Below are 11,845 nucleotides of genomic sequence, written 5' to 3'. Positions count from 1 at the left end.
AAGTTCATTATACAGTACCTATCTAGACCGCTGACCTTTATTTTGTAAACTTGCGGCTCAATTAAACTAAATAACAAGACGGAACCTTACTAGCCGATTATTTTGCGGGTGAAGGCTGGCGAGGTAGTTGTCAAAACAGCCAAAATCATCTCAATGACATCACAATTTCATCAAATCCTTGCGTGACACTATGAAATGGTGTTGGCGCACAACACCAAACGGCCCGTTGCGCAAAAGATGCGTAGCGGGCCGTATTTTCGGTTATTGTCAGAAATTAGACGGCCATGCGATGTTGCCGCCAAAAGAAAACAATGCTAATGACACCAAAAATCGTGGCAAGCCCAGCTAGCATCAATTCCCACCCGGAAGCTTCTGCCGTTTTTGGTAAATACCGGTCTGGATTCACAATCGTTTTTGTTGGCACTTGCTGCTGCCTTGGATCGGGTTGCGGCGCCGGCTTCAGAACCAACGCAGCGATGGCAGCTGTAATCTTGGCAGCCATGGTATCAACTTGGGCTTGCTGGGTGATGCTGAGATTACGATTAACAGCAGCAAGCGCCGCATCAACGGCACTAAGGTCTTGATAGTGTGACCGGTCAAGTTTCTTTGCAGCTGCAATGGCGGCATCAACCTTTGTGTAATCGGCTGGCCGCAGTTGCAGTGCCTTGATGGCGACAGTAATGGTCTGGGCATAGCCGTCAACCAATGCCTGATCGGTTGCCTTTTTACCGCGGACAACAGCATTTAACGCTGCATCAAGTTTAGCAACTGATGCTTCGGTGTACTGATTAAGTTGCCGCGGCACGGCAGCGATGGCGGCATCAACTTTACTGTAATCGGCTGGGCGAACTAAGTAAGGTGCATAGGCTGTCGAAAATTGATCCATCAACTTCAACAGCGCCGGCATGTCTAACTGTGCACTCGGATCATCCGCCCAAACTGCCTGCATACTGCCAATAATCGGCACGGCACTCGAAGCGCCGGGTACATCAGTAAATTTTTTACTTGCTAAACTAGCTAGCGCCGTTTTGTAACTATAGAGATCGCCGTCCACGCGACCTAAAACCCAATACCAACCGTCATTGGTATTCATGATTTTCAAACCCTTATCGGTCAAAAATTCTGGCTTTGCGACATCATACCCGCCCCAGCCAGCTGTCCAATAAGAGACGATCAAATCCTTGTCAAAAGTCCCGAAACTGGTGTTATTGTCATAATAAATCCCGTCATTGAAAACCATCGGCTTCAGGCCGGCATTTTTGGCCATCGCCGCTAAGTCGTTGACGTATGCCACAAACTTTTTGTAGGTGCCACTTTGTTGCAACTTGGCCCAGCCGCCAGTATCGACATCATTTGCATACTCGTCACTGCCAAAGTTGAAGGTCGTAGCATGACCCTTGAAATACATCACATACTTCTTCAATAGCGCTTTTGTGAAGGCAATAGCAGTGTCATTGTTAAGATCGACAGTCCGTTTAGACCCATTAAAGGCAGGATTCTTAATGCCTAGTTGCGCCATCGCCGTCAAAATGGCATCCATATGGCCGGGACTATTGATAACCGGAATGATATTGATATCCCGTGCCGCTGCATATTTCAAGACCGCATCCATGTCGGTTTGCGTCAACGCATTCCCGTTTGGATCATCGTAGTACGCTTTGTTACCAGCCTGTATGGCCTGTTTCACGACATCACTGCCATATGTTTTGCCATTGATCGTCACGCTCATGTCATCAAGTAGCAATCGCAATGCATCGTTGCCCAATAAAACCTGCACATCGGTGTAACCGTCTGTATGTGCCCGATCAATGATCGTTTTCAACTGATCCGCGGAAAAATACTTTCGTCCCGCATCAATCGAAAAAACGCTTTTCAAGGTGTTATCAGCAGCAGCTACCTGCTTGGGCGGCTGACTCAGACTCAACACCATACCCAGCAGTCCAACAATCGCCAATAACCAAAATCGAAACCCGTGCTTCTTCAAAACTTCAACCTCCTTTTGTGGATGGTCTCTGCAACAAGATTGGCCTATTCCACCAACAAGTTAAGAATATGCTGGAATCGCTTTCAATTCAAAATGATTTTCATATCTCACACGTTATTCTCATATTTCGTTAATATTATTGTATGTTTGCTTTCAAATGGTTACCGCCTCGCTTTAAAGGGTCTAGATGGTCTTGTTGGTATGTAAAAAGAGCCATCCCAAATGGAATGACTCTTTTCAGCATGCGACTAGCAGCTTATTTCTTAGTTGTTCGCCGAGTGGTTTTGGGCGCCGCTTTTTTGGTCGTCCGCTTCGTTATCTTGGCCGCTGGCTTGGCCGCTGATGTTTTCGCCGCTGTCGTTGTTTTCTTGGTTGTTTTGCGCGTCGTTGTTCGCTTCGTTGCCGTCCGGCGCGTGGTCTTTTTGGCTGGTGTTTTTTGCTTATTAGCTGGCACCGGTTTTGCGGTTTCTTTGGGCTTCGCCATTTCTTCTTGAATATGGTCAAGTTTCTCATGAACGGAAGCGGTCATTTGCTTATTGAGCGTCTCAAAGCCTGTGAGATAATCCGCTGCCGTTGCAATTTCATCGATTCTCAAACCCGACACGTTCACAAATGGTGATGCCACCACTAAATAGACCCGAACCGGCACAATCTCGTCTGCCTCAAGAAAGTTCGTGACTTTATTGACATTCGCAAACGGCAGATTGATGATGCCAGTTTCAACTGTGATGATGGTCGGCTCAGGAAAATCGATGACGAGGTCGGCCTGAATCAGTTGCTGCTTGTCGATGGCCTTGCGGACGTCTGCAAACACCTTCGTCAAGCCCGCCTCGATGCCGTCCTTTTTGAACGCTGCAGCGGTCAGATGATTCTCGGTATGCTCGAAGCTGCCATCTAAAATGGCTTCCTGAAACTTGTGTACATTGATTTCCATATCAGTCTCCTTAAAAGCTTAGAACTGCTCAGACCATCATAGCCCACCACAGCAAGCAGACGCAAACTAAAAAAGACCATCAAGGCAAGCAACGCTCGCCTTCTAGTCTTTTTTAAATAAAGTTATTTATTTTCTTTTAAAATAGTTTCAGTCTGCTTTTGCAAATTGTTAAACGCTGTTTCGCCGCTGACATTCTTGGTCAGCGTGCTGTCGACAGTGCTCATCAAATCATTACGATAATCGGTGTAACCGGTAAAGACAGTTGAGGCAAAACTCTGTGAAACTGCAGAGACCGCGGCTTTATACTTGTCGTTCTTTTGTAGATAATTCTTAAATGTCGTGCTGTTAGATGCCGTTTTTGTCACCGGCACATAGCCAGAATCCATCGCCCACTGTGATGCATTTTCAGACTTCAGCAAGAATTTCTGGAACGCCCAAGCGCCTGCTTGTTGCGCTTTAGAAGCCCCTTTAAACAAAACATTGTAATTTCCGTTCAGTGGATTGCTGCGTTTACCTTCGTATGTCGGAATCACAGCAGTACCCCAGTCAAGATCCTTTGGGGCCTGTTGGATAAGAACCGGCACGGTTGCCGAAGAACCAATCCCAAAGACCGCTTTTCCATTTGCAAATGGCACACTGAAGTATTGATCTTCGCCAGCAGTTTTCAACGCACCGCTCTTGCGCAGATCCAGAATTTGATTCACAGCTGCCAATGTCTTCGGTGCATTCAAATTAGCCTTCAGTTTCGGTGTAATTAGTTGACTGCCAGCACCATATGCCATCCCCTCAAGCGCAACATCATAACTTTGATCTAACTCAATCGCGTTGACATCAGTTCCCTTGAGTTTCTCCTGATCGGCTGCAAAATCGGCCCATGTTTTCGGTATGCTGATATTGTACTGGGACATCAACTTCTTGTTATAAAACAACACCGAAGTCGAGACTGAGAATGGCAATCCGTAGTACTTGCCCTCATATTTACCTGCAGACAAAAAGCTTGGATAAATATCTTTTAAATCAGCATTGCTCAACTTATCCGCGCCATTTAACATTTCTGGATCAAATGGCAATAACAACTTGTTCTTCACGTAGTCGCCAATGTTCGTATACGGTGACTGCGCCATGGTCGGCAACGTTTTTGATTTGCCGGCTGCCATAATTTTCTGTTGCAACGCATTGTATGATCCCTGCGAAGTTGCGACAACTTTATACTTCTTTTGACTCTGGTTGAACTTGGTGATGAGCTTGTTCAACGATTTATCATAAGTCCCCGTCATCCGATGCCAGTAGGTGATTTTCACTGGCGCACTTGAAGACGATTTCGTAGCCGTCCCCTGCTTGCCACAGGCTGCCAGTAACAACAAAACAGCACCCATTAAGCCCAATAGCCGCCAAAAACTAGTCTTTTTCATTTCTATGTCCCTCATTCAGTGTCGCGGCTTACCGATCGACAGTGTTTGCAAGCCGCCGTATTTGTCATGTCTTGACACCCTTATTATGCCTCTTATATTTATAAAAGCAAAGAAACACCCGGTATTTTTAGTTTTCAAAAGTTACGCTAAAATTGCCGTGCCAAACTACGCAATCTCCGGCCGGATGGGGCTTGCGACGCGGAGCTAGAGCGTGACGGCGCATGACCCTGACTCACCAGTCTTCCCCATAGAGAATGTATGTTCTATACTAATAACTAACCATGACAAGCAAGGGGGCGCAGTGATGGCAAACAATCGCATTGGTATTCGTGAGTTCGTTGAGTTAACCGTTCGCACCGGCGACCTCAATCCAATCACCAGCAATTCAAATAACACCGCCATCATTGGTAGCCAAATTCATCGTAAACTTCAAGCTGCTCACCGTGAGTCCGATTACGAAAAGGAAGTTTACCTCAAAACCGCCGTCACCGTGAACAATGAAGACTATCAGCTCGAAGGCCGAGCGGATGGTGTCTGGACAGATGACACCAGCCTCACAGTTGAGGAAATCAAAACCAGTGCACGCCCATGGGAAGAGGCCACACAAAACACAAAAGACCGCTATTGGGCGCAAGCACGTATTTATGGCCATCTACTTTGTGAACAACGGCATTTGGATCAAGCAACAATCACGCTGGTTTATGTCCAGACCAGCACCGACACAGTCAGCCGTTTCAGTGAAGTCAAAAGTGCCGCCGAGTTGGCTGATGATTTCACTGATTTACTTGAAGAATTTCGCGACTGGCTCAAACTACGTAGTGATATCATCAAACGACGCAACACCTCCATCGACCAGCTTGATTTTCCATTTCCGCAATTCCGAGCTGGCCAACACGAGCTAGCCGCCGCTGTTTATAAGGCGATCTACAGCCAAGCACGTTTGTTTGTGCAAGCTCCCACCGGCACTGGTAAAACCATCTCTGCACTTTTCCCAACCTTAAAAGCGATGGGCACGGGCTTGATCCAGCGAGCCTTTTACCTAACTGCCAAGCAAAGCACTCGACGCGTGGCTGAACAGGCGATGGCCTTGATGGCGCAAGCAGGTTTAACCGCCAAAAGTATCACTTTAACGGCTAAAGACACCATCACATTTGCTGACGAACCTGATGACCCCAGCAAGAATCCTTACATGTTAGGTTACTATGATCGCCTAAAACCAGCCTTACACGATCTACTGGAACACGAGGATCAACTGACACGTCCCGTCATCGAGACTTATGCTCGCAAACATAGGCTCGATCCATTTGAATTTTCACTGGACGCCAGCCTATTTTGCGACGTCATCATCTGTGATTACAATTATCTCTTTGATCCGCTGGTTTTTTTGCAACGCTTTTTTAGCGAAAAAGATGACAGCAATTTCTTCCTGATCGATGAAGCGCACAACTTAGTCAGTCGCGCGCGGGACATGTACACCGCTGCCATCACAGATCAAGATTTCGTCCAGTTAAAAAAAGCGCTAACCCCTTATAAAAGTGCCCCGTTGACAAAAGTTCGCCGCGCCATGACACGTATTTTGAATACCCTTGATGCAACGACTTCAACCTTGTTGACCTCACAACCGACCATCTTTCAAGATGATCCGCTTGATGACCTCACCGCAGTTCTTTTTCGCTTCACCGAAGTCGTTCACGATTGGCTCAGCGAACCGCCAACCCCCGCGTTGCAACCTGCTGTCGATCTCGTTTTGCCGGTATTTTTTCTAGCCAATCAATATCTGCGAATTGGCGACTTCTATGACGCGACATTCAAAACCGAAGTCACTAAAGAAAACGGCCAGATTATGGTTAAAGAACTGTGTCTCGATCCGTCGCAATTTGTGGACGAAGCCTTGAAAAAAGGGCGTGGTGCCGTCTTATTTTCGGCGACCTTATCACCGATGGCATATTTTCAAAAGTTGCTTGGCGGGATCGACAACAGTCTCGCCTATACGCTGCCCTCCCCATTTGATCCCGCCAAACAAGCAGTTATTGTTGACGCTAGTGTCAATACGACTTATCGACGACGCACGCAGGATTTGCCGCAGTTGATTGCGAGCCTGACAACATTAGTTCGCACCAAAAGCGGCAATTATCTCTTCTTTTTTCCATCCTATGCCTACTTGAAAACGGCCTATGAAGCCTTCACTGCGGCGAATCCCGATCTAAAGGTTTGCGCTCAAGAAAATGCCATGACTGAAGCGGATCGGCAAACATTTCTAGATCATTTTCAAACTGGTAGTGAACCGATTATCGGGTTTGCCGTGCTTGGCGGGATCTTTGCTGAAGGCATTGATCTCAAGGGAAGTCGACTGATTGGCGTTGCCATTATCTCCGTGGGGTTGCCAGGTATCAATGCTGAAACCGATCAACTGCGGGCCTATTTTGATCGGGCGAACGGTCAAGGCTTCGCATATGCCTATCAGCTGCCGGGTTTCAATAACGTGTTACAAGCAGGTGGCCGCGTCATCCGCGGTACCAAGGACGTCGGGGTCATTCTGCTGATTGACGAACGTTTTATTACCCCACGTTATGCCCGCCTTTTTCCAGATCACTGGACCCACGCCCAAGTCAGCTACAACCCAACGCAATTAGCTCAACTCTTGACGCATTTCTGGGAGGCCCATCATGAAAACACAGCTAACGCTTGATTTAGAAAAAACGCTTTATGCCTACTGGCAAGAACAAGGGGCCACCGTGGTTGAAGAAGTGACGATGCCAGACGATCGCGGAATTGTCGATACCCTGGTTCGCCAAAAGCAGCAAGACGCGACCATTTGGCGTTGTTTTGAGCTCAAAGTCACCAAAGCCGACTTCCATAGTAGCGCCAAACTCAGCTTTATCGGTCATTACAACTATTTTGTCTTGCCACAACGACTGTACACGGCGGTGGCTAGCGAAATTCCACATGGGATTGGTGTTTTTACCTACCATCCCTTCTCTAAAGCCGCAATCGCAGCCAGCGCTGTTCCTGTGGTAACACCCGGTACTTTGACGATCGCCAAACCAGCTCGCCGTCAAGAACTGCAAGTCCCTGAAGCCACTTTGACCGACCATTTCATCGCCAGCCTCAATCGCGAAGTAGTCAAGGCCAAACAAGTTGCCAAGGGCCTTGGCCAATTCTCAGAAGCCGATCTATTTACTGAACTGAAAAAACGCTCAGCCGATTACGATATTTATCACCCTGACAAGAATCTTTATGATCAATTTGTTTCGGAGCTCGACAATACCACGATCAATGCCTTACAAGAAGAGATTGACGCGTTGAATGCTGAACTCGCTACCGCCAAAATGGACGCCAACAGATGAAGTATTTTCCGATTATCCGGGGTAAATTATATGATCTGGCTGCGGTGACACAGCTGGTTGCCGATCACCAATTACCAAAAACCGTCATCCCTGTCATTGAACCGGTCAAAGATATCCCCGGCGTCACGAAGGTAACTAGCGCTCTGGTTCAAGCAGCACATCCGGGCTATGTAATTCAAAATCCGCAAGTCGGCACGTATCAGTTACTGGCAGCGCCGCGCCATGTTGTTGTTTTAAGTGACGTTGTGCAGCCCGCCCGAATTTTTGATGCCCGACCAGCCGCACTGGTGATCGCAACGACAGCAGCGCAAGCAAAAGTTCTGCCACGGCGCCAGCTAGCCTTGGTGCCTGATGAGGCGCGGGTTCGCCGACTGGCTTTGCCTCACGCCATTTATTTAAATGACCATTTCACCGTTTATCCACACACGGATGACTATGGTATCTTGCAAGATGAGTTTTATCAGTACGCTCCGACTTCACTGCCTGGTATCGGCTTTGCGGACTATCCCCTTGCCACCAGTGACTATTTCGAGCATGGTTATCCGCAACGAGCTGTCGCCATTCATCTGGTTTATCCAGCGGGCGATGGCACATTGCGATTGCATCACTTCGTTTCGGTTAATAATGACGACTTTGCCAATCCGCAAGCCAAGTTTTTCGAAGTCTTGGATCAACTAACGGCATGGCTGCCATTTCACCCAGATGCGCAAACAACTGGAACCAGTGCGTTCATGACCGCGGCCACCCGCCATCATTTTCCCGGCCTTGGCATTGTTCGTAAATATCAGCTCATGCATCATCTCGAACTCATCGGGCGCTGGTTGCAACCCGCGCAGCGACATTAACGAAAAATCGATTGCCTATCAATTGGTAATCGATTTTTTATTGAAAGATTTTTTATATTGTTGAAAGCGTTTCTTAATAAATATTTCACAATTTTAGCCGTGGACAATCTAGTCACGAACAACTAATTATGTTACACTTTTTGTGAAAACCTTATCAATATATGAAGGAGTGTTTACCTAATGAAAGTTCTTGTTATTGGTGCGACTCATGCCGGTACATTCGCAACACAGCAAATTTTGACAGAGCATCCCGATTACGACGTGACTGTCTATGAACGAAATAGCAATCTATCATTTCTATCATGTGGCATCGCTTTGTGGGTTGGTGATCATATCAGTGATCCTGATAAAATGTTTTATTCCAGTCCTGAAGCATTGGCTGCGCTGGGTGCTAACATGCAAATGGAGCATGACGTTTTGGCGATTGATCCTGTAGCGAAAACGGTTGAAGTCAAGGATCTCAAAACCGGCAACGTGACCACTGATACATATGACAAATTGGTTTACACAACTGGTTCGACGCCGATCGTCCCAAACATTCCGGGCATTCACGACACGGATGTTCATCTTTGCAAAAATTGGCATGATGCCAAGGCTTTAAAGGCGCTTGCTCCGACCATTAAAAGTGCGATCGTGATCGGTGCCGGCTATATTGGCGCCGAGCTTGCCGAACAGTATGCACTAACTGACAAACAAGTTACTTTGATCGATGGCTTACCACGTGTGTTGGCGAAAAACTTTGACGCTACCATTACAGATCGAGTAGAAAAACTTTATACGGATCATGGCGTCAATTTAGCACTGGGTGAGATGGTCACCGGTTTCGACCAAGGCACTGATGGTGAGATGACCGTCACAACTGACAAAGGCAGCTATACAGCAGATATCGCTATTTTGTGTACCGGTTTCCGACCAAACACGGAACTGCTGAAAGACCATTTGGAGACCTTGCCAAATGGTGCCGTGATCACCGACGCCTATATGCAAACTAGCGATCCTGCTATTTTTGCAGCCGGCGACACTGCTACCGTGCATTACAACCCGACTGGCAAAAATGACTACATTCCGTTAGCAACCAATGCCGTCCGTCAAGGTATTTTAGTCGGCAAAAATATTGAAAAACCAACCGAAAAGTATCTCGGTACCCAATCAAGCTCAGCGGTTGAACTTTTCGAACACGCCATTGCTGCCTCTGGCATGACCACTGAAGGAGCCAAAGCCCGTGGCATTGAGGTTGCCAGCGTGACCATTGAGCAGGATTACCGACCTGATTTTATGCTGACCACCACGCCGGTTCTTTGCAGCTTGACTTGGGATCCTAAAACGCACGAAGTCAAAGGCGGGGCCTTCTTTTCCAAGCATGACATCAGCCAAAGTGCCAATGTCATCTCCTTAGCGATTCAAACGCACATGACGATCGAAACATTGGCCATGGTCGACATGCTCTTCCAGCCAAACTTTGACCAGCCAATCAACTGGGTCAACGCCGTCGCCATGGCAGCCGTTGCCAAAGCTCAGGAAATGGAAAAAACACCGGTGGCTTAATTCAGCTGAATTGCAAACGATTATCTAAGAGCAACAATTTCTTCTTAGAATTTATGATTTGTTAGGTTCCGAATAACCCGGAAAAAAGCGCAAGGGCAAAAAAGTTCTTTGCCGTGGCCCACTCATAAATCCCAGTCATTACCCGATAAAAACCAAAAAGCGAATGATTTCCCCTGTATAAGAAGAGGAGGTCATTCGTTTTTGCTTGACGTCTGAAAATTTTTCCCTGACTTTTCCAATGCACGGGTTACCCAGTCACTTTCGCGTCTGATCAAGCGCATGAAACTATTTGCCCACGAAATTTGAGCTTGAAGCAGCCAAACAAAATAGCCTTGAAACTGCCGGCCAACAAGTGCTATCTGAGCCGCGATCACGATTCAGAAACTGGTGATTTTTTTCGATTTTAATCATTGAATGTGGCCAAAGTTGTTTTTAATCTTGAGTAATTTTTAATCCTACCGTTAATGTCTAGTTTCAAACATATTAATCAACAGCAAAAAATAAACGTTGCAAAATCGTCTTTTTTCGTCGCATTTTGAAACTTATGGCTAAATAAGCCACGAAAAGCCCGAATAACGCAACGTTAATTTCTCTGCTGCCTATAAATCGCCTAATACTTGTATATTATGTACAGGGTCGCTAGCACCTAGATAGTTTTGTCTCAGATCTACGGCAATTAGCGGGAAGGAGAGGAAAGAGAAATCATTTTTGACCCCTTCAACCGTGACATACTAAGCACACTTTTTCATATGTGTTCTTGTACTATCCCAAACGAAGGGGCGACACTACATGGCAATTGCCGATACTACCTCAGCAATGGTTTCCGCACTGCTGGGCATTATGGACAATCGCCGTGGTTGTAGTAAGCCGAAACATTCAAAAAATACTAGGAGCTGAAACTTATGTTGGAAAATAACTTAGTGCTTAAAAACTTTTCGTGCATCGATGATTCAGAATTAGCAGAAAGTCAAGGCGGCATCGGTGTTGTCGCTACCGGCGTCATCATTGGAAGTCTCACTGTATTTCTGTCCGGTGTCTTCTCTGGCTTTACGGATGGCATGACGCAAGAAAAGAAACCTGCAACTGTATAAATAAGTGGTGAACGTGCCAAAGCAATTCGTACTTCGCGTTCTCGCACAGAAGCTCCCTTTGGCCATTACTGCCCGTCTTTTGATCTTGATGCTTTGGCAGTTTGGCACGGGAGTCTTGCAAACTTAATTTCATGTGGGTTATCAAAAAGGTAGCTCTATAGCTAGTTATTTGAAATAGACACGATAAATGGAGGAAGCCACAATGAATCAAAAAGCTTTGAATCAATTTCCTGAACTTACCTACACAGAACAAGTGTCGGTTGTTGGCGGCGATTTGTCAGTCGAGGTCATCATGAAAGGTATCTTCACCGGTATCTTTGATGCTGGGTACCAAGTGGGTCAGTCAATCGCAAAATGGGTTAAGTAATCATTGAGCTAAAGCTACAAAAGCTTGCATGATGCTCATCAGACCAAAACGCAGTGCACACTTATTGAGTGCACTGTTTGTGCTTTTCAGCTTTCTATTGTCCTCAGTTATCCCCCACTCCAAAAAAGCTGACGCATCTAAAGGTATCTCACTTGCTTAGAGAGATGTCGTTCAATACCGTTTAAAAATAAACGTAGCAAAATCCGCTTTTTTCGTCGTTATTTAGCTTTTTTGACACTGCTAGCGACGAAAAAGCAGCAATTATCAACGTTAAAATTTAAAGCAACAAAAAAGCGGCCGCCCATCGTATATTGTCTATA

At 46.4% G+C, this 11,845-nt stretch carries 10 protein-coding genes; 6 read left to right on the top strand and 4 right to left on the bottom strand.

Going from position 1 to position 11,845, the window contains the following annotated elements:
* Positions 1-274 precede the first annotated feature (274 nt).
* From LBPC_RS01425 to LBPC_RS01415, 3 genes are all read right to left on the bottom strand, one after another.
* Positions 275-1,984 (bottom strand): family 20 glycosylhydrolase, encoded by a 1,710-nt coding sequence (locus LBPC_RS01425; protein ID WP_003661478.1) that lies wholly within the window; start codon positions 1,982-1,984, stop codon positions 275-277.
* A 256-nt stretch (positions 1,985-2,240) separates the two neighbouring features.
* The gene (locus tag LBPC_RS01420) at positions 2,241-2,918 is read right to left on the bottom strand and encodes a hypothetical protein (protein WP_003661476.1); all 678 of its coding nucleotides are present in this window, start codon (positions 2,916-2,918) and stop codon (positions 2,241-2,243) included.
* Between the two features lie 122 nt (positions 2,919-3,040).
* Positions 3,041-4,330, bottom strand: a complete 1,290-nt coding sequence (locus LBPC_RS01415) for an ABC transporter substrate-binding protein (protein ID WP_032781048.1) — start codon at positions 4,328-4,330, stop codon at positions 3,041-3,043.
* A gap of 304 nt (positions 4,331-4,634) precedes the next feature.
* Here LBPC_RS01415 and LBPC_RS01410 point away from each other — a divergent pair, with 304 nt between their 5' ends.
* From LBPC_RS01410 to LBPC_RS01395, 4 genes are all read left to right on the top strand, one after another.
* A complete protein-coding gene (locus tag LBPC_RS01410; protein WP_016383800.1) occupies positions 4,635-7,019 on the top strand; it encodes a helicase C-terminal domain-containing protein in 2,385 nt (794 codons plus the stop codon).
* Positions 6,997-7,677, top strand: a complete 681-nt coding sequence (locus tag LBPC_RS01405) for a hypothetical protein (protein ID WP_003661473.1) — start codon at positions 6,997-6,999, stop codon at positions 7,675-7,677. The genes LBPC_RS01410 and LBPC_RS01405 overlap by 23 nt, the downstream gene beginning before the upstream one ends.
* Positions 7,674-8,522 carry a sce7725 family protein gene (locus tag LBPC_RS01400; RefSeq protein ID WP_003661472.1) on the top strand — a complete coding sequence of 283 codons (849 nt, stop codon included), beginning with the start codon at positions 7,674-7,676 and terminating at the stop codon, positions 8,520-8,522. Before LBPC_RS01405 ends, LBPC_RS01400 begins: the two co-directional genes overlap by 4 nt.
* A gap of 180 nt (positions 8,523-8,702) precedes the next feature.
* The gene (locus LBPC_RS01395) at positions 8,703-10,067 is read left to right on the top strand and encodes an FAD-dependent oxidoreductase (protein ID WP_003661471.1); all 1,365 of its coding nucleotides are present in this window, start codon (positions 8,703-8,705) and stop codon (positions 10,065-10,067) included.
* A gap of 191 nt (positions 10,068-10,258) precedes the next feature.
* Here LBPC_RS01395 and LBPC_RS01390 read toward each other — a convergent pair whose 3' ends face one another.
* Positions 10,259-10,441, bottom strand: coding sequence for a hypothetical protein (locus LBPC_RS01390; RefSeq protein ID WP_003661470.1), 183 nt, complete (start codon positions 10,439-10,441; stop codon positions 10,259-10,261).
* A gap of 528 nt (positions 10,442-10,969) precedes the next feature.
* Here LBPC_RS01390 and LBPC_RS01385 point away from each other — a divergent pair.
* On the top strand, positions 10,970-11,158 hold the full coding sequence (locus tag LBPC_RS01385) for a hypothetical protein (RefSeq protein WP_003563110.1): 189 nt from the start codon (positions 10,970-10,972) through the stop codon (positions 11,156-11,158).
* Positions 11,159-11,360: 202 nt separating this feature from the next.
* Positions 11,361-11,525, top strand: a complete 165-nt coding sequence (locus tag LBPC_RS16875) for a hypothetical protein (RefSeq protein ID WP_003577430.1) — start codon at positions 11,361-11,363, stop codon at positions 11,523-11,525.
* The last annotated feature ends 320 nt before the right edge of the window (positions 11,526-11,845 follow it).

The organism is Lacticaseibacillus paracasei subsp. paracasei (assembly GCF_000829035.1).
GTDB lineage: Bacteria > Bacillota > Bacilli > Lactobacillales > Lactobacillaceae > Lacticaseibacillus > Lacticaseibacillus paracasei.
The sequence above is the reverse complement of the archived record's forward strand: the minus strand, read 5'-3'. Positions and strand labels throughout refer to the sequence as shown.

Bases quoted from the DNA above. Each gene is read 5' to 3' on its own strand.
- LBPC_RS01420 (WP_003661476.1), bottom strand. From the start codon at position 2,918: ATGGAAATCAATGTACACAAGTTTCAGGAAGCCATTTTAGATGGCAGC.
- LBPC_RS01415 (WP_032781048.1), bottom strand. From the start codon at position 4,330: ATGAAAAAGACTAGTTTTTGGCGGCTATTGGGCTTAATGGGTGCTGTT.
- LBPC_RS01410 (WP_016383800.1), top strand. From the start codon at position 4,635: ATGGCAAACAATCGCATTGGTATTCGTGAGTTCGTTGAGTTAACCGTT.
- LBPC_RS01405 (WP_003661473.1), top strand. From the start codon at position 6,997: ATGAAAACACAGCTAACGCTTGATTTAGAAAAAACGCTTTATGCCTAC.
- LBPC_RS01400 (WP_003661472.1), top strand. From the start codon at position 7,674: ATGAAGTATTTTCCGATTATCCGGGGTAAATTATATGATCTGGCTGCG.
- LBPC_RS01395 (WP_003661471.1), top strand. From the start codon at position 8,703: ATGAAAGTTCTTGTTATTGGTGCGACTCATGCCGGTACATTCGCAACA.
- LBPC_RS01385 (WP_003563110.1), top strand. From the start codon at position 10,970: ATGTTGGAAAATAACTTAGTGCTTAAAAACTTTTCGTGCATCGATGAT.
- LBPC_RS16875 (WP_003577430.1), top strand. From the start codon at position 11,361: ATGAATCAAAAAGCTTTGAATCAATTTCCTGAACTTACCTACACAGAA.